At 70.4% G+C, this 21,237-nt stretch carries 19 protein-coding genes; 11 read left to right on the top strand and 8 right to left on the bottom strand.

Annotated features, from left to right (window positions below):
* Window positions 1-49: 49 nt before the first annotated feature.
* Complete coding sequence (locus E5P3_RS00200; protein WP_162584143.1) at window positions 50-964, bottom strand: transglutaminase-like domain-containing protein; 915 nt, start codon at window positions 962-964, stop codon at window positions 50-52.
* 25 nt (window positions 965-989) lie between these two features.
* Window positions 990-1,175 (bottom strand): DUF1328 family protein, encoded by a 186-nt coding sequence (locus E5P3_RS00195; protein WP_068676623.1) that lies wholly within the window; start codon window positions 1,173-1,175, stop codon window positions 990-992.
* A 175-nt stretch (window positions 1,176-1,350) separates the two neighbouring features.
* On the opposite strand from E5P3_RS00195, the gene gstA reads away from it, so the two are divergent.
* Window positions 1,351-1,959, top strand: a complete 609-nt coding sequence (gstA, locus tag E5P3_RS00190) for a glutathione transferase GstA (RefSeq protein ID WP_162584142.1) — start codon at window positions 1,351-1,353, stop codon at window positions 1,957-1,959.
* Between the two features lie 10 nt (window positions 1,960-1,969).
* On the opposite strand, the gene E5P3_RS00185 is transcribed toward gstA, so the two are convergent.
* Complete coding sequence (locus E5P3_RS00185) at window positions 1,970-3,184, bottom strand: YbfB/YjiJ family MFS transporter (RefSeq protein WP_162584141.1); 1,215 nt, start codon at window positions 3,182-3,184, stop codon at window positions 1,970-1,972.
* Between the two features lie 115 nt (window positions 3,185-3,299).
* Here E5P3_RS00185 and E5P3_RS00180 point away from each other — a divergent pair, with 115 nt between their 5' ends.
* Window positions 3,300-4,403 carry an alkene reductase gene (locus tag E5P3_RS00180; RefSeq protein WP_162584140.1) on the top strand — a complete coding sequence of 368 codons (1,104 nt, stop codon included), beginning with the start codon at window positions 3,300-3,302 and terminating at the stop codon, window positions 4,401-4,403.
* On the opposite strand, the gene E5P3_RS00175 is transcribed toward E5P3_RS00180, so the two are convergent.
* Both E5P3_RS00175 and E5P3_RS00170 read right to left on the bottom strand, forming a co-directional pair.
* Window positions 4,385-5,782, bottom strand: a complete 1,398-nt coding sequence (locus E5P3_RS00175) for a sensor histidine kinase (RefSeq protein ID WP_162589456.1) — start codon at window positions 5,780-5,782, stop codon at window positions 4,385-4,387. The two genes, E5P3_RS00180 and E5P3_RS00175, sit on opposite strands and share 19 nt — an antisense overlap.
* A 40-nt stretch (window positions 5,783-5,822) precedes the next feature.
* Entirely contained in the window at window positions 5,823-6,512 is a 690-nt protein-coding gene (locus tag E5P3_RS00170) for a response regulator transcription factor (protein ID WP_162584139.1), read from the bottom strand.
* 236 nt (window positions 6,513-6,748) lie between these two features.
* Between E5P3_RS00170 and E5P3_RS00165 the strand changes: the two genes are divergently transcribed.
* Together E5P3_RS00165 and E5P3_RS00160 are read left to right on the top strand one after the other, a co-directional pair.
* Window positions 6,749-6,943: a heavy-metal-associated domain-containing protein gene (locus E5P3_RS00165; RefSeq protein ID WP_068676631.1), complete on the top strand. Its 195-nt coding sequence runs from the start codon at window positions 6,749-6,751 to the stop codon at window positions 6,941-6,943.
* Between the two features lie 113 nt (window positions 6,944-7,056).
* Window positions 7,057-7,830: a TIGR04325 family methyltransferase gene (locus E5P3_RS00160; RefSeq protein WP_162584138.1), complete on the top strand. Its 774-nt coding sequence runs from the start codon at window positions 7,057-7,059 to the stop codon at window positions 7,828-7,830.
* Window positions 7,831-7,869: 39 nt separating this feature from the next.
* On the opposite strand, the gene E5P3_RS00155 is transcribed toward E5P3_RS00160, so the two are convergent.
* Window positions 7,870-8,796: a YcjF family protein gene (locus tag E5P3_RS00155; protein WP_162584137.1), complete on the bottom strand. Its 927-nt coding sequence runs from the start codon at window positions 8,794-8,796 to the stop codon at window positions 7,870-7,872.
* An 80-nt stretch (window positions 8,797-8,876) separates the two neighbouring features.
* Between E5P3_RS00155 and creB the strand changes: the two genes are divergently transcribed.
* Window positions 8,877-9,635, top strand: coding sequence for a two-component system response regulator CreB (creB, locus tag E5P3_RS00150; RefSeq protein ID WP_162584136.1), 759 nt, complete (start codon window positions 8,877-8,879; stop codon window positions 9,633-9,635).
* A gap of 93 nt (window positions 9,636-9,728) precedes the next feature.
* Window positions 9,729-11,168 carry a two-component system sensor histidine kinase CreC gene (creC, locus tag E5P3_RS00145; protein WP_162584135.1) on the top strand — a complete coding sequence of 480 codons (1,440 nt, stop codon included), beginning with the start codon at window positions 9,729-9,731 and terminating at the stop codon, window positions 11,166-11,168.
* A gap of 12 nt (window positions 11,169-11,180) precedes the next feature.
* Here creC and E5P3_RS00140 read toward each other — a convergent pair whose 3' ends face one another.
* A complete protein-coding gene (locus E5P3_RS00140) occupies window positions 11,181-13,535 on the bottom strand; it encodes a penicillin-binding protein 1A (protein WP_162584134.1) in 2,355 nt (784 codons plus the stop codon).
* Entirely contained in the window at window positions 13,532-14,950 is a 1,419-nt protein-coding gene (gene creD / locus E5P3_RS00135) for a cell envelope integrity protein CreD (RefSeq protein WP_162584133.1), read from the bottom strand. The genes E5P3_RS00140 and creD overlap by 4 nt, the downstream gene beginning before the upstream one ends.
* A 203-nt stretch (window positions 14,951-15,153) precedes the next feature.
* Between creD and E5P3_RS00130 the strand changes: the two genes are divergently transcribed.
* From E5P3_RS00130 to E5P3_RS00110, 5 genes are all read left to right on the top strand, one after another.
* Entirely contained in the window at window positions 15,154-17,226 is a 2,073-nt protein-coding gene (locus E5P3_RS00130; RefSeq protein ID WP_162584132.1) for a VIT and vWA domain-containing protein, read from the top strand.
* A 13-nt stretch (window positions 17,227-17,239) separates the two neighbouring features.
* Window positions 17,240-18,172, top strand: coding sequence for an exosortase Q (xrtQ, locus tag E5P3_RS00125; protein WP_162584131.1), 933 nt, complete (start codon window positions 17,240-17,242; stop codon window positions 18,170-18,172).
* Window positions 18,150-18,734, top strand: a complete 585-nt coding sequence (locus E5P3_RS00120) for a hypothetical protein (protein WP_162584130.1) — start codon at window positions 18,150-18,152, stop codon at window positions 18,732-18,734. Before xrtQ ends, E5P3_RS00120 begins: the two co-directional genes overlap by 23 nt.
* A gap of 10 nt (window positions 18,735-18,744) precedes the next feature.
* A complete protein-coding gene (locus E5P3_RS00115; RefSeq protein ID WP_162584129.1) occupies window positions 18,745-20,022 on the top strand; it encodes a biosynthetic peptidoglycan transglycosylase in 1,278 nt (425 codons plus the stop codon).
* Between the two features lie 88 nt (window positions 20,023-20,110).
* Window positions 20,111-21,214, top strand: a complete 1,104-nt coding sequence (locus E5P3_RS00110; protein ID WP_162584128.1) for an ABC transporter ATP-binding protein — start codon at window positions 20,111-20,113, stop codon at window positions 21,212-21,214.
* The last annotated feature ends 23 nt before the right edge of the window (window positions 21,215-21,237 follow it).

Genomic DNA, 21,237 nt, shown 5'->3' with positions numbered 1-21,237 from the left:
CTGCTTTTGCCTCGAAAGCGCCTGCCGTCGCGCCGGTCTGCTATCTTTTTTATAGCACGTGCGCAGTCGCGGGGGCCTGGAGCAGGGACACCGAGGCCGCTGCCACCGGCACCGGCTTCTCGATGCCCACCAGCTGCCCGCTGGGCACTGGCCCGGCGGAGACGACGAGGCGCTCGTCCTGCACCTCTTGCACGCTCAAGGTTTTGCCGGTCATGCGAACGGGCCCGAAGAAGGTGCAGAAGGCCACATCCTTCGCATCGGCGCCGGTGCCCACCCGCACCAGCCGGTCCGGTGGCGCCATGCGCGTCGCATCGAACAGCACCCACTGCCCGCCAAGCCAGGCCTCGAACACCGCATGGAAATCCTGCGGTGGCTCGTCGAACCAGACATAGCCCACCACCAGCCGCGCCGGGATGTTGAGAGCGCGGCAGAAGGTAATGCCGAGATGCGCGAAATCGCGGCACACGCCCGCGCGCTCGACGAACACCTCTCGCGCGGTGGTGGTCGAATCGCTGCTGCCCGGCTCGTAGGTGATGCTGTCGTGGATCCAGTCGGCGATCGCCTGCACGCGTCCGATGCCCGGCGGCAGGTCACCAAAGAGCTGCTGCGCGCAGCGCGACATCAAGTCCGACTCGCAGTAGCGGCTCGGCATCAGGTAGCCGAGCAACTCGTGCGGCACCTGGTTCACCGGCAGCTCCGCGAGGTCGGGCGGCACCAGCACGTGGGAGCGCTGGACCTGCGCCCGATAGCGGATCTTCAGCGGCCCCGCCGGCGCGTCGAAACGCACGAAGCGGTTGCCGCTGGCCTCGTCGCAGAAAGTTTCCCGCTGCACCGCAGGCTCGATCACGAGCTCCTCGCTCGCTACGGCCTGTGCACCGCTGCGCGCCGCCTCGATGTTGAACACCAGGTGCGAAGGCGCCTCGACCTGGTAGTCGAGCACGGCTTCCAGGTTCGACGCATGCATGTTCCTCCCCCGAGCCCCGGCGCCGTCAGTCCAAGGCTTTCTTCGCGGCGCCGATTCCCAGCGCCGCCAGCACCAGGAAGAGCACCGCCAAGATCAGGAACAGGCCGAAGAGCAGCTTGGCAATGCCGGCCGCGCCCGCGGCGATACCGCCGAAGCCGAGCGCGCCCGCAATCAGCGAGACGATCGCGAAGATGATGGCGTACTTCAACATAGAGGAGCTCCTTCGAATCGCGGCCCAAGCCGCGGCGCATCGCAGAATAAGAAAACCCTCTCCGGCCACCGATAGTCGGCCCGCCCGTGGCACCGTAGGACAAAAACGCGGCGCGAAACCGCTAGCATGCTCTGCTTTCCCAAGCGTTCCTCAACATTCCATCGGAGTCTTTTGCATGAAGCTGTACTACTCGCCGGGCGCTTGCTCGCTGTCGCCGCATATCGCGCTGCGCGAAGCCGGCATCGCCTTCGAACCCGTGCTCGCCAGCACCAAGAGCCACAAGCTGAAGGACGGCACCGACTACTACGGCATCAACCCGCTCGGCTATGTGCCGATGCTCGAGCTCGACGATGGCACGCGCCTGCGAGAAGGCCCGGCCATCGTGCAGTACATCGCCGATCTCGCCCCCACCAAGAACCTCGCGCCGGCGGCCGGCACGCTGTCGCGCTATCGGCTGCAGGAGTGGCTCACCTTCATAGGCACCGAGATCCACAAGACCTACTCGCCCTTCTTCAACCCCGCCATGCCCGAGGAGGCGAAAGCTGTCTTCAAGAGCAAGCTGGAATCGCGCTACGAGTGGCTCAACCGCGAGCTCGAGGGCAAGGAATACCTGATGGGCGAACACTTCACTGTCGCCGACGGCTACCTGTTCACCGTCACCAACTGGGCCAAGCCCGTCGGTATCGACCTGTCACCCTATCCCAACGTCCAGGCCTGGCATGCGCGCGTCGGTGCCAGGCCGAACGTGCAGGAGGCGCTCAAGGCCGAGGGCCTCGCCAAGTAAGGCGCGCGGCTCAGCGGTCGAGCGGCCGCTGTCGCCACGCCAGCGCGGCGCCGACCCACAGCGCCGCAGCCGAGGCCACGAGGCCGTGCGCCAAGCCGCCCGCGCCATCGGAGATCCAGCCCGTCACCGTCGGCCCCACGATCTGTCCCAGCGCGAAGATGATCGTGAAGGCGCTGATGCCGGCCACCCATTGCGCCTCCGGCAGGTTGTGGCGCACCAGCGCCGTGGTGGAGGCCACCACCGAGAGGAAGACCGCGCCGAACAACAGGCCCGACAGCAGCGCCACCGGCCACGCCGTGCTGAGCACCGGCAGCAGCGTCGCCAGCCCCAGCAGTGCGTTGAGGATGGCCTGCGGCGCCCCGCCGCGAGAGCGATCCAGCAGTCCCGCCCAGAGCCGCGCCGATGCCACGCAGGCGACGCCGAGCAGTGCGTAAAAGGCCGTGATGCCCTCCGGGCTCGCCCCTTGCTCGCGCAGCAGCGCGATCACGAAGGTCATGTAGCCGATGTAGCCGATCCCGAACATGGCGTAGCCCGCCAGCGCCCAGCCGAGGCGATGCACGCCGTCGCGCGGGGCTGCGGCAACCGCCGGCGATGCCGCAGCGCCCGGGGGCGCATCGGCCGGCATGGCGCGCGACGCGAGACCGAGCACCGCCGTCGCCGCCATGCACGCCAGCGCCAGCGCCCACCAGGCCCAGGCCCAGCCATGCGCCTGGCCGGCCGCGGCCCGCAGCACCGGCGGCACCAGCAGCGCCGACAGGGTGATGCCGAGGCCCGTGCCTCCGTAGTAGAGGCCCAGCAGCAGGCCCGCGCGTTCGGGCTGCAGCGCACCGAGACGCGCGGCCAGCAGCCCGCCGGCGACGAAGACCCAGGCGCTCGCGACGCCGGCCAGCAGCCGTTGCGCCAACAGCGCCGGCGCCGATGTGAAGAAGCCGCTGGCCCCCATGAAGATGCTGGCCCACACCGCGCCGGCGACCAGCAGCCGCAGCGGCCCGAATCGGCGCATCAAGGCCGGCGTCATCAGCGCACCGACCAGATAGCCGGCGGCGTTGGCGGTGTTCATCCCGCCCGCCAGCGTGTAGCTCCAGCCCAGGTCGGCGCGCATCGGCGGCAGCAGCAGGCCATAGGAAAAGCGCGTGATGCCCAGCGACACCGCAGCCCCCAGGGACAGCGCAAGTGCAAGGCGCAGGGCTCGGGAGGGCGTGAGCGGGGCGGCGAGGGTCGTCATCGGGGACGGCCATTCTGCGGCATGCACTACCAGCAAAACGACAACCCCGTGACAGCGCGGCCGTGCGCATCGCATTACCGTCGGGTGCATTCTCGTCACAACAAAAGGAAAATGGATGTCCTCCCTTTTCGATCCGATCCAGGCCGGCGATCTGAAGCTCGCCAACCGCGTCGTCATGGCGCCGCTCACGCGCAACCGTTCGCCCAACGCGGTGCCGCCCCCGATCGCCGCCACCTACTATGCGCAGCGCGCCGGCGCCGGCCTGCTGATCACCGAAGCTACCGCCATCAGCCACCAGGGTCAGGGCTATGCCGACGTGCCGGGCCTCTACGGGACGGAGCAGCTCCAGGCCTGGAAGCGCGTCACCGATGCCGTCCATGCCGAGGGCGGCAAGATCGTCGTGCAGCTGTGGCACGTCGGCCGGGTCTCGCACAAAGAGCTGCAGCCAGGCGGCGGCAAGCCGGTCGCTCCATCGGCCATCGCAGCCAAGACCAAGACGGTGCTGATCAGGAACGGCGTGCCCACCTTCGTCGAGACCTCGGAGCCTCGCGCCCTCGACGCGAGCGAGCTGCCCGGCATCGTCCATGCCTATGCGGCAGCCGCCCGCAATGCCGTGGAGACCGCCGGCTTCGACGGCGTCGAGATCCATGCCGCCAACGGCTACCTGCTTGACCAGTTCCTCAAGAGCGGCAGCAACCATCGGCGCGACGACTACGGCGGCAGCATCGAGAACCGCGCCCGCCTGCTGCTCGAAGTGGCAAGGGCGGTGGTCGACGCGGTCGGCGGCGGCGTCACCGGCATCCGGCTGTCGCCGGTCACGCCCGCCAACGACGTGCACGACGCGGACCCGCAGCCGCTCTTCGAATATGTCGTGAAACAGCTCGCGCCGCTGGGCCTGGCCTACGTCCACGTCATCGAAGGCGCCACCGGCGGGCCGCGCGAGCTGCAGGACCGGCCCTTCGACTACGAGGCCCTCAAGGCCGCCTATCGCGCCGCCGGCGGCCAGGCCGCCTGGATGGTGAACAACGGCTACGACAAGCCGCTGGCCGAAGCTGCGCTGAAGGAAGGCGACGACCTCGTGGCCTTCGGCAAGCCCTTCATCTCCAACCCCGACCTGGTGCGCCGGCTGCGGGAAGACGCGCCGCTCAATCCCTGGGACAAGAGCACCTTCTACGGCGGCGGCGAGAAGGGCTACATCGACTACCCGGCGCTGGCCTGAGCCTGGGTCGCGGGCGGCGCGCCGAAGGCCACGCTGACCCGCAGCCCGCCGGCTTCGCTGGCTTTTTCGAAGCGCAGTTCCGCGTCGAGCAGCGCGGCATAGCGCGCCACGATCGCCAGCCCGAGGCCGGCGCCCTGGCCCAGCTTCATGCCTTCGGGCCCCTGCGACCAGCGCTGCACCAGCGCACGGTGCAGCTCGGGCGCGATGCCAGGGCCGTCGTCGATCACCGACAGCGTGCGCCCGGCCAGCGCAATGGTGATGGTGCGGCCGCCGTAGCGCAACGCGTTGTCGATCAGGTTGTCGAGGATGCCCTCGACCAGCGCGGCGTTGGCCTGCACCGTCACCGGCACCTCCAGGCCCAGCGCGCCCAGGTCCACGCCCTGCGCGTCGGCCCGCGCCAGATGGCGCAGCACCGCCTGTTCCACCAACACGTCGAGCCGCAGCGGCTCACGCTGCAGGCCCGTGCGTCCTTCGTCGGCCAGCGCCAGGCCGAGCAGCTGGTCGACCAGGCGGCTGGCGCGCGCCTGGCTGGCGGCGATCTGCTGCAGCTGCTCGCGCCAGACGGCGGGGGCCTGCTGCGCCAGTCCGTAGTCGGCCAGCGCGCGGATGCCCGCCAGCGGCGTGCGCAGCTCGTGCGCCACATTGCCCGCGAACTCGCGCTGCGCGCGCACGCTGTGGCCAAGGCGCTCGAACAGCGCATTGAGCGTTTCGCCCAGGCGCTCCAGCTCGCGCGAGCTGCGCGCCACCGGCACCGGCGCCAGGTCGCGCGCATCGCGCCGGTCCAGCGTCCGCCGCAACTCGCCCAGCGGCCGCAGCTCGCCCTCGATGCCACGCCACAGCCAGATCGCGAGCAGCGCCAGCAACAGCAGCTGCGGCGCCAGCGCGTAGGCCAGCAGGCGCTCCACCAGCGCGCTGCGCGCCAGCGTCGTCTGCGCGATCACCACGCGGAAGGCGTTGGGCGACTCGTGGTCCAGCACGACCGCGCGCAGCGGCTGGCCTTCGTGCACGATGTCGGAGAAGCGATAGCGCGCGCCCTCCTCGGGCAGCGGCGCATGCAGGCCTGCGCGACCCGCCAGCAGCGAGCCGTCCTGCCGCAGCACCGCGAAGTAGTTGGTCTCCGACTGGTCGAACAACACGCTCGTGACCTCGCGCGGTGTCAGCCGCAGCTGGATGTCGCGCTCGCCTGCCTCGACGTTGGCCGAGACCGCGTAGGCGTCGTCGAGAAGCGAGCGGTCGAAAGCCTGCTCGGTGAAATGGCTGGCCACGGCGACGGCGATCACCGTGCCCGCGAGCCATGTCAGCGCCAGCGGCAGCAGCACCCGCCGCAGCACGCGTGCGGTGAGCGAAGGCGCGCCCGCCGCAGCACGGCGCGCCGGCATGTTCACCGGACGGCCTCCCCCGAGCGCCGTGGCGCGGCGCTCACGTCGCCGCTTCCAGCAGATAGCCGATGCCGCGCAGCGTGCGGATGGCCGCACCACTGCCGCTCAACTTCTTGCGCAGTCGCGAGATGAAGGCCTCGAGCGCGTTGTCGCCCAGCGCCTCGTCGAAGGTGGAGAGCTTGTCGGACAGCGCACGCTTGCTCACCGTGCGGCCCGGCGGGCTCATCAGCTCCCACAGCACCTCGAATTCGCGCGCCGGCAGGTCCAGCGGTGCGCCGGACACCGCGAAGCGGCGCGCCTTGCGGTCGAGCTTCAGCTGCCCCAGGGTCGCGATGTCCTCGGTGCCCTGCGCGCGCCGCACCAGCGCCCGCAGCCGCGCCTCGACCTCGGCCAGGTCGAAGGGCTTGCCAAGGTAGTCGTCGGCACCGGCATCCAGACCGGCGATGCGCTCCTCGGTCCGGCCGCGTGCCGTCAGCACCAGCACCGGCGTGCGGTCGCCGCGCGCACGCGCATGGCGCAGCACGGTCAACCCGCTCCCGAGGCCGCTGGTCGCGCTCGCGGTGGCCGGCAGGCTGAGGTCGAGCAGCACGGCATCGAAGAGCTGCACCCGCCACAAGTGATCCGCGTCCTCGGCATTGGCCGCCACGTCGACGCGGTGCCCGGCATCGCCAAAGCTGCGCAACATCACGCCGCGCAGAACGGCATCGTCTTCGACCAGGAGGATTCGCATGGGTGAAAGAGAAGAAGGCGGAAAGCCCGGGCGACCAGGTCCGTGCAAAGCTGGCATTCGGCGGACCACCGGCCAGCGGCGCGACAAACGGGCACGAGGATACGACAGCGCGCCAGGCGCTGCGGTTCCCCGCGAATGGCATCCCCTTCAACAAAACGTGGCGATGTCATCGTCCTTGACATTGACATCGTGGCAAAGTTGACACTCTCTCGCTTCAACCCCATGAAGGAGCAACGATGAGCCAGAAATTCCAGGTGTCGGGCATGAGCTGCAACCACTGCGTCAGCGCGGTGCAGAACGCGGTGCAAGCGGTCGATCCCAAGGCGCAGGTCACGGTGGACCTCGAAACCGGCCATGTCGACGTGCTGAGCACGCAGCCGCGCCAGGACATCGTGCTGGCGATCGAGAACGCGGGCTACCGCGTCGAGTAGCCGGCGCCCGGCGGACGCGCGGACTGCGCGCCGTTCAGTTTGAGGTTGAATACTTTTGTTTCAAAGTGCAAAATGCGACTGCAATTGCATTCAACACAGAGGCAAAGGGCCCCATGCTTACGAGTCTTCTCCCCCCGTCGGTCCGTGAAGCTGCCTACCGCCGCAAGTTCCTGGAGAACCGCGAGGAGAACCTCTTCATGGGTTCCTTCGAGAGCTTCGCCGCCGCCGAGGCCGGCGCGCCGCCAACCAAGGCTGTCGGCTACGACAACGCACCGGCTGACGCCTTCTACAGCCATCAGGTCGCCCCCTACGACTATCCGGGCCTGTTCTGGATAGGCCGCGCGCTGGATGACGGCATGCGCAGCATCTTCGACCTGGGCGGCCACGTCGGCATCAAGTACTACGCCTTTCGCCGCATGCTGAACTACCCGGCCGATCTGCGCTGGACGGTCTGCGACGTGCCCACCGTGGTCCAGACCGGCCGCGAGCTTGCAGTGCAGCGCGAGGCCACCGCGCAGCTGAGCTTCAGCACCGACTTCCGGGACGCGAGCGGCTACGACGTGCTCTACGCCTCCGGCAGCCTGCAGTACCTGCCGCAACGCATCTCCGAGATCATTGCCGCGTTGCCCGTGAAGCCGCGGCGCATCGTGCTGAACACCACCGCCGTGCACCCGGAACGCACGCTCTACACGCTCAACAGCATCGGCTTCGCCGTCTGCCCCTACCGCATCCAGCACCATGACCAGCTGCTGGCCGAGCTGGCCGCGTCCGGCTACAAGCGGCGCGACGCCTGGCGCAACGAGGGCAAGGCGATCGAGGTGCCCTTCGTGGAAGGCGGCGACAAGCCCTTCTACGCGGGCTGCTGCTTCGACCTGCACCAGGCCTGAAGCCGCGCCCCTGCCGCGGCGGCGCGTCCGCCCTGGAGGTCAGCCGCCGCGCACCATCGCCAGCACCTTGCCTGCGTCGAGCGTGCGGGCCTTCTCCTGGATCTGCGGAAGGTAGCGAGTCTGCAGGCCCTGCGCCTCCTGCGTCACGCTCGCGAACGCCTCCTTCAGCATCTGCGTCGACAGCGTGCGTCCGCCCGCGTAGTAGCGCTTCGCCACCTGACCCAGGGCGTAGGTGCTCGCGAAGCTCATGCCCGAGCTCACGGCCTGCTTGCCCAGGCCGCCCAGCAGCCCGCCGCCCACCCTGCCGAGCAGGCCGCCCAGAAGCTTGCGGCCGGCCTGCTCGAGGTACTGCGAGGTCAGGCCGACGCCCACGGTGGCGAGGAAGTCCTTCACATGGCCGCTGTCGAGCTCGAAGCCGTGGGCCTTGCCGATGCGATACACCAGCTTCATCTGCAGCGGGATGATGGCCATGGTCGAAAGCGTCTCTGGCAACAGCTCCAGCGCGCCGTTCAGGATCGCGGCGTTGAGGATGGCCTGGTCCAGCGCGGCACCGTCGACGGCAGGAGCCGCCGCCGCGGACGGCGCCAGCGGCACCGACGCGATCTCCTCGGCCTGCTGCGCAAACTGCGTCGCTCCCGGCGTATCCAGCCCGAGTGCCGTGCGGGCATCGGCGAGGAACAGGCGCTCGGCCTGCGACTGAGCGCCGTCGGCGTCGCACACGCACACGGCCATCTCGTAGGCCAGCTGCCGCGCCTCGGGGCTCTTCAGCTCGCCGGCCACCGAGGCCAGCGACACGCGCTTCATCAGCACGTCCTGGTAGAGCGTGGGCAGCTGCACGCCATCGGCCTGCGACAGGCCCTCGGCAATCCGCTTGATCTCGGCGCGCTCGCGCTCGTGCTTCTCGCCGTCGACGAAGGCCGCCAGCAGGCTCAGGCTCAGGATGGCCCGGGTTTCGGATGAGGTCACGGTCGGGGTCTTTCGGAAATGAAAAGGCCCTGTTCGTTCGCCGCGGCACGCAAAGGTTCCGGGCCGCTACCATCCGCCCCATGCTCTCCCACCCGCGGATCCTGATCGCCGAAGACGAGTCCGGCATCGCCGACACCCTGCAGTACGTGCTCAGGACCGACGGCTTCGTGCCCGTCTGGTGCGCCACCGCCGAGGAGGCCATCGCCCAGTTCGCGGCCGACCCGCCCGCGCTCGCCATCCTGGACGTGGGCCTGCCCGACATGAACGGCTTCGAGCTCTTCAAGCGGCTGCAGGCACTCAACCGCGAGCAGGGTGGCGCGGAGGTGCCGATGCTCTTCCTCACCGCGCGCAGCGACGAGATCGACCGCGTCGTGGGCCTCGAGCTGGGCGCCGACGACTACGTGGCCAAGCCCTTCTCGCCGCGCGAGCTGGTGGCGCGCGTGCGCACCATCCTGCGGCGTAGTGGTCGTGGCAACGGTCCTTCGACGGCGATCCCCGCGCCAGCCGCGCCAGCCGCGCCTGCGAGGAGCGTGCCGGTCTCGCCCTTCGCGCTCGATGCCGAGCGCATGCAGATCCGCTACTACGGCCGCCTGCTCGAGCTCTCGCGCTACGAGTACGGGCTGCTCAAGCTGCTGGTCCAGCGCCCGGGCCGCGTGTTCACGCGCGACGAGCTGCTCGAACTCGTGTGGGACGACGCCAGCGAGAGCTTCGACCGCACCGTCGATGCCCACGTCAAGACCCTGCGCGCCAAGCTGCGCGCCGTCGCGCCCGAGGTCGAGGCGATCCGCACGCTGCGCGGCACCGGCTACGCGCTCAATGAAGAGCTGCCCCCGCGATGAAGCGGGACCGGCCGGCGCCGGGCCGCCCCAAGACGGCCTGCGGCCCCCTCGGGGCCGGCGACGACACGAGGTGCGGAGCGTGGGGGCCATCCTTTGAGCCGTAGAACCCGCATCTTCATCGGCATCCTGCTGATCTACGCGGCGGGCATCGCCTTCCTGCTCTACCGCGTCGTCGCCGACATCGACCCGCGCTACCGTGAGTCGGCCGAGGAGTCGCTGGTCGACACATCGCAGCTCATGGCCAGCCTGGTCGAGCAGGACGTGATCGCCGGCGCCATCAACACCGAGCGGCTGGAGCCGCTGTTCCGCTCCGTCTACGCGCGTCAGTTTTCGGCGCAGATCTACAACCTGCACAAGAGCCGCGTGGAGCTGCGCGTCTACGTCACCGATCGCAGCGGCCGCGTGCTCTTCGATTCGCTGGGCCGCAGCACCGGCGCCGACTTCTCCCGGTGGAGCGACGTCAGCCGCACCCTGGCCGGCCTGTACGGCGCGCGCACCTCGCGCGACATCGAGGGCGACCCGCTGACCTCGGTGATGTACGCCGCCGCCCCGGTGCGCTGGAACAACGAGATCGTCGGCGTGGTCAGCGTGGGCAAGCCGGTGCAGAGCTTCGGCCAGTTCGTGCAGGACGCGCGCGCCCGCACGCTGTGGGTGGGCATGGGGTCGGCCTTCGCGCTGCTGGTGGGGGCGCTGATCGTCTCGGTCTGGCTGGTGCGGCCCTTCGGCCTGATCTCGGACTACTGGCGCTGGCTGCGCAATCAGCGCAGCTGGAGCCTCTCCCGCATGGCGCGCCGCGCGGTGGACACGCTGCGCAGCGGCTTCGGCGAAATGCGTGATGCGTTCACCGGCCGCAGCTACGTCGCCGACTACGTGCAGACCTTCACGCACGAGATCAAGAGCCCGCTGTCGGCGATCCGCGGCGCCGCCGAGCTGGTGCAGGAACCCTCGATGCCGCAGGCCGAGCGCGAGCGCTTCCTCGCCAACATCACGCGCGAGACCCAGCGTATCCAGGAGATCGTGGACCGCATGATGGAGCTGACCGCGCTCGAGACCCAGCGTGCGCTGGACCGCAGCGAGACCGTCGCGCTCGCGCCGCTGCTGCAGGAGGTGGCGGCCAGCGCGCAGGGCGCGGCGGCGGCGCGCGAGATCCGCTTGCACGTGGCCATCGACACCGAGGCCCATGTCGAGGGCGATCCCTTCCTGCTGCGGCGCGCGGTCAGCAACCTGCTCGACAACGCGATCGACTTCTCGCCCGCCGGCGCCGAGGTTGCGCTGGCCCTTCATGCCGGCGCGCGCGAGGCCCGCATCACCGTGCGCGACCATGGCCGCGGCATCCCCGATTACGCCAAGGACAAGGTCTTCGAGAAGTTCTATTCGCTGGCGCGTCCGCACAGCCAGAAGAAGAGCACCGGCCTCGGGCTCGCCTTCGTGAAGGAGATCGCGGCGCTGCACCGCGGGCGCATCGAGCTCGCGAACGCGCCGCGCGGCGGCGCGCTGGCCACGCTCACGCTACCGCTGGCTTCGCCTGGGTGAGAAGGCCGTGGCTCAGCGGAACAGATCGAGGATGCTGCTGCGTTCTTCCGGCGTCGGCACGTCGCTGACAGGCACGCCGGCCAGCGTCTCGGCCGGCGCCACCGTTCCTGCACCCGCGTCCGCATCCGCGCCCAGGCTCGCGATCCCGCGGCCCGGCGCGTAGTCGTCGTAATACCACTCGCCCTCCACCAGCACCACGCCCGCCGGCACCGGCACCGGCGCAACCGGCACGCCCTGCAGGGCCGCCTGCATGTAGCCGGTCCAGATCGGCAGGCTCAGGCTGCCGCCGGTCTCGCCGCGAACGCCGAGCTGGCGCGGCGTGTCGTAGCCGATCCAGGCCACGCCCACGCGCGTCGAGGCAAAGCCCGCGAACCAGGTGTCGATCGAATCGTTGGTGGTGCCGGTCTTGCCGTGCAAGTCGTCGCGCTGGAGCGACTGCCAGGCCTTGAAGCCCGTGCCGTGCCGCACCACGCTCTGCAGCAGCGAGCTCACCACGAAGGCGTTGCGCTCGGGAATGGCGCGTGTCGTCTCGTCGCGCACTGCCAGCGGCGCTTCGACCAGCACCTGGCCCCTGTGGTCGGTGATGCGCGTCACCAGCGCGGGGCTCACGCGATAGCCGCCGTTGGCGAAGACCGCGTACGCCGCCGCCATCTGCATCGGCGTGACCGAGCCGGCACCCAGCGCCATCGGCAGGTAGGCCGGGTGCTTCGCACGCTCGAAGCCGAAGCGGCCGATCCAGTCCTGCGCATAGCGGGGCCCGATCGACTGCAGCACGCGGATGGTGACCATGTTCTTCGACTGCTCGAGCGCGCGGCGCAAGGTCATCGGTCCTTCGAAGCGGCCGTCGTAGTTCCGGGGATCCCAGGGCGAGCCGCCCGTGGCCGCGGCGTCGAGGAACAGCGGCGCGTCGTCGACCAGGGTGCTCGGCGTGAAGCCCTTCTCGAGCGCCGCCGAATAGATGAAGGGCTTGAAGCTCGACCCCGGCTGGCGCCAGGCCTGGGTCACATGGTTGAACTTGTTCCTGCCGAAGTCGAAGCCGCCCACCAGGGCCCGGATCGCTCCGTCGCGCGGGTCGAGCGACACGAAGGCGCCTTCGACCTCGGGCGGTTGGGTGATCTCCCATGCGCCCTTGGGCGTCTTCGCCACGCGGATCACCGCGCCGCGGCGCACGCGCAGGTTCGGCGCGGCGCGCGGCGACAGGCCGGCCTGGGCCGTGCGCAAGCCCTCGCCCGCGATCCGCACGCTCTCTCCATTGGCGCGCACGGCCACCACCTCCTTCGCATCGGCCTGCAGCACCACGGCGGCCAGCACGTCGCCGCTGTCGGGATACTCGGCCAGCGCTTCGTCGACCGCATCGTCCAGTCCGGCCGGATCGGCGGGCAGCTCGACGAAGCGCTCCGGCCCGCGCCAGGGCTGCCGCCGCTCGTAGTCCAGGATGCCCTTGCGCAGGGCCTGCCAGGCCGCCGCCTGCTCGCTCGCCACCAGCGAGGTGAAGACCTTGAAGCCGCGCGTGTAGGTGCTCGCCCCGTACTGCGCGACCATCAGCTGCCGCACGGTCTCGGCCGCGTGCTCCGCATGCAGGCGCTTCGGTTCGGAAGCGTCGCGCAGGCGCAGCGGTTCCAGCTTCGCTTCGGCCGCCTGCGCCGCGCTGATGGCGCCGGTCGCCACCATGCGGTCCAGCACGTGGAGCTGCCGGGCGCGTGCACGGCGCGGGTTGCTCACCGGGTCGTTGGTGCCCGGCGCCTTGGGCAGGCCCGCCAGCATGGCGGCCTGCGCGAGCGTGATCTCCCGCAGCGGCTTGCCGAAGTAGCGCTCCGAGGCGGAGGCGAAGCCATAGGCGCGATGGCCGAGGAAGATCTGGTTCAGGTAGATCTCCAGGATCTGGTCCTTGCTCAGGTGCTGCTCGAGCCGGAAGGCCAGCAGCGCCTCCAGGATCTTGCGCTTCAGCGTCCGCTCGGCGGTGAGGTAGACATTGCGCGCCACCTGCTGCGTGATGGTGGAGGCGCCCTGGTGCACGCCATGCCGCAGGTTGGCCAGCACCGCGCGCAGCAAGCCCTTGGGATCGATGCCCGGATGCTCGTAGAAGCGGGCATCCTCCACCGCCACCACGGCATCCTTGAGCTGCTTCGGCATCTCGGCGATGGGGACCAGCTCGCGCCGCTCCTCGCCGAACTCGCCGATCAGCACGCCATCCGAGGTGTAGACGCGCAGCGGCAGCTTGGGCCGGTAGTCGGAGAGCTCGGAGACGTCGGGCAGCTGCGGGACCAGCACCGCGATCGCGACACCGGCCGCGCACAGCGCGGCAGCTGCGCTGACTGCCATCGCGGCAACGCCCCACAGCAGCACGCGCTTCGCGGCGGCCTTCATGATTGCGCTCCTGCACCGGACGCGGCCGCTTCGCCCATCGACAGGGCGTACCAGTCGACTTTTCGCGTCGCCAGCATCAGCACGGCGAGCATGCCGAAGACCAGCAGCGCGCCCAGCAGCAGCGCATTGCTTTCCGACGCCAGCAAGCCGTAGAGCGCGCCATAGAGCAGGGCCACGTAGGCCGCGAAGGAGGCGCCGCGCCACCGGCCGCGCAGCACCGCGCTGAAGTAGGCCCCCAGCAGCAGCACGCTGGCGCTCGCCGCACAGGCATAGGCCAGCCAGAAGGCCAGCTTTTCAGACAGCGCGAGCAGCAGCAGGAAGAAGACCGCGATCGAGAGGCCCACCAGGCCGTACTGCACCGGGTGCAGCCGCAGCCGCCGGAACAGCTCGAACATGAACGCAGCCATCAGCACCAGCCCGATGAAGAGCAGGCCGTACTTGGCCGCGCGTGTGGACATCGCATAGACGTTGAGCGGCTGCGCCAGCGAAACGTCGAAGCTCTGCATTGCCGCGCCCGCACCGGCCGGCCGGCCGTCACGCCCGCCCCGCAGCGCCTCGCGCACCTCTTCGCGCGCCGTGGTCACCAGCGAGGACACGCGCCAGCGCGCGTCGAACCCCTGCGCCGTCACGCTGCGCTCGGAGGCGAGGAAGCGCCCGCCGAAGCTCGGATGGGCCCAGGGCGAGACCAGGTGCGCCGTGGTCTCCTCGCCGATGGGCACCATCGCGAGCCGCTCCTGGCCGACGACGCCGAGCTTGAGCGTAAAGCCCAGCGGCCGGCGCGCCTGCCACGCCGCTAACGCGCTGCCGGCCAGGGGCGCATGAATGCCACCCGCCAGCGCCGCGTCCTCGGCCACGCCCGGCAGGCGTTGCTGGAAGCGCAGCGTCTCGTTCGCCAGCCGCAGCGCCGGCGAGCCGTCGAGGCCGCGCAGGTCGCTCAGGTGCAGGGCCACGTAGGGCGGCTTGAACTCGAGGGTGGAGTCCTTCTCGCTGTGTGGCACCGCAGCCGCATCGAAGGCGGAAAACGCGCCTTCCAGCGACGCGTCCATCGCGAAGAACGGAATGCGGAAGATGCCGCGGTAGCGCTCCTGCGGCGCCAGGCTGCCCTCGATGTGCAGCTTGTCGGGGAAGACAAGATGCGCCATCTCCTTGCTGCGCACCTCCTGGCCTACGACCCGCCCCTGCGCGTCGCGCTGCGGCTCCATCCAGCGCTCCAGGTAGGGCTGCACCAGGAAGGGCCCGACCAGCGTCTGCGCGCCGGTGTAGGTGGAGGCCAGCTCGGCGGCCGCCTCGCGCTGGCTGTTGCCGCGTTCGCGGGTCAGGTCCTCGATCCGGGCCAGGGGGATGCACAGCAGCACGGTCAGGGCCAGCAGGCCCAGGACCTTGATGAGCACGGAATGCCGAAGCCGCGCAAGCATGGAAGTTCTCCTCATCGATGACGATGGGCCGATGCTCGGCGCGCTACCCGAAGCGCCTGTGAAGTGCGCACGACACCGGACTTCACATGGACTTCACACAACGCCGAGCGCTTCAAGAGGGCTTCCAACTGCCTTCGCCTGTGCCTTCGACAGTGGCTGCCGTGCACCGTTGCACGACACATCGAGGGAAAAGGACCATCGCCATGGAAGCCACCAACACCCGCCCCGGCCGCTGGCTCTGGCTCGCGACCATCGGCCTCGCGAGCGCGGGCTTCGCGCTGCTCGTCGCGCGGCCCCTGCACGCACAGGAAGCACCAGGGCCGCGCCTGAAGACCGAGAGCCCGTACTTCTTCGTCAAGAGCGACGACCCGGCCGTCGACGCGCTGCCGCTCAAGGCCACCGAGGTCGACGTCAAGGTCTCGGGCGTCATCGCAGACGTCACCGTCACGCAGACCTACCGCAACGAGGGCACGCGCGCCATCGAGGCCCGATACGTTTTCCCGGGCTCGACGCGGGCCGCCGTCAGCGGACTCAACGTGCGACTGGGCGATCGCCTGGTCGCCGCGCAGATCCGCGAGAAGCAGCAGGCACGCATCGACTACGACGCCGCGAAGAAGGAAGGCAGGACTGCCGCGCTCCTGGAGCAGCACCTGCCCAACGTATTCCAGATGAACGTCGCCAACATCCTGCCGGGCGACGACGTCAAGGTGGAGCTGCGCTACACCGAGCTGCTGGTGCCGCAGGCCGGCAACTACCAGTTCGTGTTCCCGACGGTGGTGGGGCCGCGCTACAACAGTCCGCAGTCCTCCAATGCCAATGCGAAATGGGTGACGCAGCCCACGCTGCGCGCGGGGATCGCGCCGAACACGACGTTCCGGATGAAGGTCGCGCTCGACGCGCCCCTGGGCATCAAGGACGTGCGCTCCACGACCCATGCCATCGATGTCGGCAAGCGCGACGACGACCAGCATGCCGACATCACGCTGGCGCGCACCGGCGAGCCCGCGAACAACCGCGACTTCGTGCTCGACTGGCGCCTGGCCGGCGAGAAGATCGAATCGGGCTTGATGCTCTACAAGGGGCAGGGGGAGAACGCAGAGAACTTCTTCCTCGCGATGGTCGAGCCACCCAAGTCGGCGGCGGCCAACGCCATCTCGCCACGCGACTACATCTTCGTGGTGGACATCTCCGGCTCGATGCACGGCTTCCCGCTGGACACCGCCAAGGCGCTGCTGGAGCGGCTCATCGGCGGGCTGCGGCCCAGCGACACTTTCAACGTGCTGCTGTTCTCGGGCAGCAGCAGGATGCTGTCGCCGCAGTCGGTGCCCGCGACCCGCGCCAACATCGAGCAGGCGCTCTCCACCATCAGGAACTACAGCGGCGGCGGCAGCACCGAGCTCATCCCGGCGCTCAAGCGCGTCTATGCCGAGCCCAAGGCCGAAGAGGTGTCGCGCACCGTGGTGGTCGTCACCGACGGCTACGTGACGGTGGAGCGCGAGGCCTTCGAGCTGGTGCGCCGCAACCTGTCCAAGGCCAACGTCTTCGCCTTCGGCATCGGCAGTTCGGTCAACCGGCACCTGATGGAAGGCCTGGCGCGCGCAGGCATGGGCGAGCCCTTCATCATCACCGACCCGGTCCAGGCGCCCGCGCAGGCGGCGCGCTTCAAGCGCATGGTCGAGTCGCCGGTACTCACCAACGTGAAGGCTACCTTCGGCGGTCTCGATGTCTACGACGTGGAACCCCAGGCCTTGCCCGACGTGCTGGGCGAGCGCCCGGTGATCGTGTTCGGCAAGTGGCGCGGCGAGCCCAAGGGCCGTGTCGTGATCCAGGGCCAAGGTGCGGAAGGCCCCTACCGGCAGGAACTGGTGATCGACGGGAAGACGCGCCAGGACGCCGCCGCGCTGCGCAGCTTGTGGGCGCGGCACCGCATCGCCAGCCTGAGCGACCAGGAGGCCCTGGAGGGTGGCGATGCCTTCAGGCAGCGCATCACCGGGCTGGGCCTGCGCTACGGCCTGCTCACGCAGTACACCAGTTTCATTGCGGTCGACAAGGTGGTGCGCAATCCGGCGCCGCAGGCCGGCACCTCGGTGGACCAGCCGCAGCCGCTGCCCAAGGGCGTGAGCGAACTGGCCCTGGGCCAGGGACAGACGCTGGGCGCCGAAGTGCCGAGCACGCCGGAGCCCGAGACCTGGGGCGCCATCGCGGTGCTGCTGTCGATGCTGGCCATGCTGCGCCGCCGCGCACGCCGCCACGATCCGCGCCGCTTCACCGCATGACGAGGACGCAGGCATGACCCTCGATCAATTCGCCCGCACGCGCCCCCGCCTGTTCGACTGGGGCATTCGCCTCGACCGCGCGCCCGCCGCCGCCTGGCTGGCGCTGCAGGCCGCCGCACTGGTGCCGACCTGGCTCTGGATGGCCCGCCGCCTGCTGGACGGCGCCGACGATCCGCTCGGCCTGCTGGCGCTCGGCGCGCTGGCGCTCTTCGCGTGGTCGAAGCGCTGCTCGCTGCGCGCCGCGCCGCGCCTCGGCTGGCTCGCCCTCGCCGCCGTCGGCACGCTGGCGGCCACACTGCTGCGCACCGGCGTCGGCCCCCTGCCGGCATTCCCGCCGCTCGCGGCCGGCCTGGTCGCCGTGCTGGCGCTGGCCGCCGGCTTGCTGGCCTTCCTGCCGCGCCAGGTGGCCAGGCTCCCCGTCCTGGGCCTCGCGGTGCTGGCCCTGCCCCTGCTCTCCTCGCTGCAGTTCTACGCCGGCTACCCGCTGCGCGTGATCACGGCCGAGGCCAGCCGCTGGCTGCTGGCGCCCGGCTTCTCGGTGCTGCGCGAGGGCAGCAGCCTGCTGGTCGGTGGCCGGCTGGTCATCGTCGATGCGCCCTGCTCGGGCGTGCAGATGGCGTGGCTCGGCTATTTCACGGCTTGCGCGGTAGCGCTCTGGGCACGGCATGGAGACCGGCGCTTTCTCGCCCGGCTGCCGGCCGTGGGCCTGCTGGTGCTGCTCGGCAACATCCTGCGCAACAGCGTGCTCGTGGGCTTCGAAGGGGCGGGCCATGCCCTCGCGCCCTGGCTGCACGAGGCCGTCGGCCTGGCCGTGCTGGCGCTGGTCTGCGGCGCCATCGCCCAGCTGATGGCGCCGGCGCGCCGCGCGTCCTCCTTCACCCCCAGCGCCATTCCCGGCCTGATCACCGCCCCCGGAGCCCGCCGTGTCGATACCGCTTTATCTTGAACGCTGCTTCGGCAACCGCTTCCTCAACCGCATCGCGCACAAGGCCGCCTTCGCGCTCGCGATGGCGCTGTGCCTGCTGTGGTCCGCCGCCTCGGCCCTGCGCCCGCCGCCGGCGCCGCCGCCGGTGGCCAGCTTCCACGAATGGCCGAGCCACTGGGACGGCGCCGCGCTGCGGCCGATGGCCCTGGGCGCGGTCGAGCAGCGGTTTGCCGAGCGCTTCCCCGGCGCCATCGCCCGCCTGACCGACGGGCGACAGACCGTGGTGCTGCGCCAGGTGAATGCGCCCACGCGCATGCTGCATCCGGCTGCCGACTGCTACCGCGCACTGGGTTTTCGCATCGGCGAGACCCGGCTGGAACGCGATCCGAAGGACCGACTGTGGCGTTGTTTCGTCACCCAGGGCCCCGACGGACGAAAGTTGCGGGTCTGCGAGCGCATCGTCGATGCCGAGGGCACGGCTTTCACCGACACTTCAGCCTGGTACTGGGCGGCGGCCGGTGGCCGGTCCAAGGGGCCGTGGCAGGCCGTCACCCTGGCAAGGCCGATCGCGTTCGTGGATTGAGAGACATTTTTTGAAGAAAGCGCTGCTCTTCCTGCTCTTCGGGCTGCTGGCCCTGGTGCTGACTGCCGCAGTCGCCATCTACCTGGTCGTAAAGCTGGCGCTGGCGCCCGGTCCGGGCGAGTGGCCGACCCGCATCAAGGCGGGGCCTTTCGCGCTCGATGTCGGCGTCCCCACCGCAATCCGGCTCGCCACCTCCTCGTGGTTCGCGCCGTGGCTGGCCGGCCGCAGCTTCCAGACCGAGCACGGCCCGGTCCGGGTCGGCTGGAACGAGGCCGCCACCACCCTCGAGCTGGACTGCGCGCCCTGCAGCGCCGCCGTGCCGGCGCTCGGCAACACGCCCCTGCGCCTCGACAACCTGCGCTTCACCGCGCGCCGCGATGCCGGGTCCCTCAACGGCGTGCTCGAAGCCACGCCGGCCGCCACCACCGTGTCCAGCGTGGCGGGCGACAACGTGCTGCGCGCGCGCTGGGACGGCAAGCTCACGCAGAAGTCCCTGCAGATCCACATCGACGCGCCGGAGGCGCCGATCGCCCGCTGGTACAGCGTGCTGGCGCCCGCCATCCCCGAGCTGCAGCGGGCCCGGATCGGCGGCACGCTGGCGCTGCGCGCCCAGCTCGACCTGCCGGCGAACCATCTCTCGCTGCATCCGCGCATCGAGCAGTTCAGCGTCGAGGGCCTGGGCACCGAGGCCCTGCTCGACGCTCGCACCAGCTGCGGCCCGCCGAGCCGGCTGGCCCCCGACAGCTGGCTCGCGCGCGCGGTGATCGCGGCCGAGGACCAGCGCTTCTTCAGCCACCCCGGCTACGACCTGACGGAGCTCACGGCTGCCCTCGACGTCAACCAGAAAGCCGGCCAGGTCGAGCGCGGCGGCAGCACCCTCAGCCAGCAGCTCGCCCGGCTGGTCGTGACCGGCAGCGAGCGCAGCGCCGAGCGCAAGCTGCGCGAGCTGCTCTACGCGGTGGAGATGGAGCAGACGCTGGGCAAGCCCCGCATCCTGCAGCTCTACCTCGACAACGCGCCCTGGGGCCCGGGGGGCCTGTGCGGCGCCGAGGCGGCGGCGCGCCGCTACTTCAAGCGCAGCGCCCGCAACCTGGAGCCGGCCCAGGCGGTCTGGCTGGCCGCGATGCTGAACAACCCGGGCGCTGCGCTCGACAAATGGCAGCGCGACGGGCGCATCGACGGGGAGCGCGCCAAATGGGTGGCCGAGGGCCTGCGCGGCCTCACCCGCGGCCAGCGCGAGTCGCTGCAGAGGAACATCGCCGCAGGTCGCTTCGCACCGCCGCCCTGAAGCGGGCACCTCCCGCACCAAGTCGGCGCACCCACGGCCCGCCCCAAGCCGGCCGGCCGCTGGCATCCATCTTGCGATGCCGGTATCGATGGATGCTGTCACCGCCCTCCCGCCCGCGGCCGTCGAGATCGCGGCGCTCAGCAAGCGCTACGCGGGCGGGGCACCGCCCGCAGTCGACCAGATCGACCTGCGCATCGCCAGCGGCAGCTACTGCTGCCTGCTCGGCCCCTCGGGCTGCGGCAAGAGCACCACGCTGCGCATGGTGGCGGGCCACGAGCCGGTGACCAGCGGCGACATCCTGCTGGACAACCGCAACATCACGCACCTGCCGGCCGCGGCCCGCGGCACGGCGATGATGTTCCAGAGCTTCGCCCTCTTTCCGCATCTCTCGGCGCTCGACAACGTGGCCTTCAGTCTCAAGATGAAGGGTGTTTCGAAGGTCGAGCGCCAGCGCCGCGCCGGCCAGCTGCTGGAGCGCGTCGCCATGGGGCACCTGGCGCAGCGCAAGCCGGGCGAGCTCTCGGGCGGGCAGCAGCAGCGCGTGGCGCTGGCGCGCGCGCTGATCACCGAGCCGCGCGTGCTGCTGCTCGACGAGCCGCTGTCCGCGCTCGACCCTTTTCTGCGCATCCAGATGCGCGCCGAGCTGCGGCGCTGGCAGAAGGAGCTGGGCCTGACCTTCATCCACGTCACGCACTCGCAGGAAGAGGCGATGGCGCTGGCCGACACCATGGTGGTGATGAACCACGGGCTGATCGAGCAGGTGGGCACGCCGCACGCCGTCTACAACCACCCGGCCAGCGAATTCGTCGCGCGCTTCATGGGCGGGCACAACGTGCTGGACACGCCCGGCGGGCTGATCGCGGTGCGCAACGACCACATGCGCATCGCGCCCGAGGGCGGCGAGCCCGGCCTCGCGGCGCGCGTCACCGACGTGGAATACCAGGGCACCTATGTGCTGATCGGCCTGCAGCTCGCGGACACGGCGCCCGAGCGCAGCGGCGTCTCGGTGCTGCTGCCGGAGAAGGCTTTCGCCGCGCACCCTTATGCACCCGGCGACGGCGTGCGCCTCTCGTGGTCGCCGTCCGATGCGCGTGCGCTGGGCCCCGGTGCCGTCCGTCCCCAGGGGGAGCCTCCCGCCGGGCCGGTGTCGCGGCCCGCGCCCTTGTCCGCGCTCGCGGCGATGGCGGCCTGACCTCCCGCCCATCCACCCCATTC

This window comes from Variovorax sp. RA8 (assembly GCF_901827175.1).
Lineage (GTDB): Bacteria > Pseudomonadota > Gammaproteobacteria > Burkholderiales > Burkholderiaceae_C > Variovorax.
Note: the sequence above shows the minus strand (reverse complement) of the source record. Positions and strands in the feature narration are given on the sequence as shown.

Coding starts and splice junctions, on each gene's coding strand:
- E5P3_RS00110 (WP_162584128.1), top strand. CDS start 20,111: ATGGATGCTGTCACCGCCCTCCCGCCCGCGGCCGTCGAGATCGCGGCG.
- E5P3_RS00140 (WP_162584134.1), bottom strand. CDS start 13,535: ATGAAGGCCGCCGCGAAGCGCGTGCTGCTGTGGGGCGTTGCCGCGATG.
- xrtQ (WP_162584131.1), top strand. CDS start 17,240: ATGACCCTCGATCAATTCGCCCGCACGCGCCCCCGCCTGTTCGACTGG.
- E5P3_RS00130 (WP_162584132.1), top strand. CDS start 15,154: ATGGAAGCCACCAACACCCGCCCCGGCCGCTGGCTCTGGCTCGCGACC.
- creD (WP_162584133.1), bottom strand. CDS start 14,950: ATGCTTGCGCGGCTTCGGCATTCCGTGCTCATCAAGGTCCTGGGCCTG.
- gstA (WP_162584142.1), top strand. CDS start 1,351: ATGAAGCTGTACTACTCGCCGGGCGCTTGCTCGCTGTCGCCGCATATC.
- E5P3_RS00165 (WP_068676631.1), top strand. CDS start 6,749: ATGAGCCAGAAATTCCAGGTGTCGGGCATGAGCTGCAACCACTGCGTC.
- E5P3_RS00195 (WP_068676623.1), bottom strand. CDS start 1,175: ATGTTGAAGTACGCCATCATCTTCGCGATCGTCTCGCTGATTGCGGGC.
- E5P3_RS00200 (WP_162584143.1), bottom strand. CDS start 964: ATGCATGCGTCGAACCTGGAAGCCGTGCTCGACTACCAGGTCGAGGCG.
- creB (WP_162584136.1), top strand. CDS start 8,877: ATGCTCTCCCACCCGCGGATCCTGATCGCCGAAGACGAGTCCGGCATC.
- E5P3_RS00185 (WP_162584141.1), bottom strand. CDS start 3,184: ATGACGACCCTCGCCGCCCCGCTCACGCCCTCCCGAGCCCTGCGCCTT.
- E5P3_RS00160 (WP_162584138.1), top strand. CDS start 7,057: ATGCTTACGAGTCTTCTCCCCCCGTCGGTCCGTGAAGCTGCCTACCGC.
- E5P3_RS00170 (WP_162584139.1), bottom strand. CDS start 6,512: ATGCGAATCCTCCTGGTCGAAGACGATGCCGTTCTGCGCGGCGTGATG.
- E5P3_RS00175 (WP_162589456.1), bottom strand. CDS start 5,782: ATGCCGGCGCGCCGTGCTGCGGCGGGCGCGCCTTCGCTCACCGCACGC.
- E5P3_RS00180 (WP_162584140.1), top strand. CDS start 3,300: ATGTCCTCCCTTTTCGATCCGATCCAGGCCGGCGATCTGAAGCTCGCC.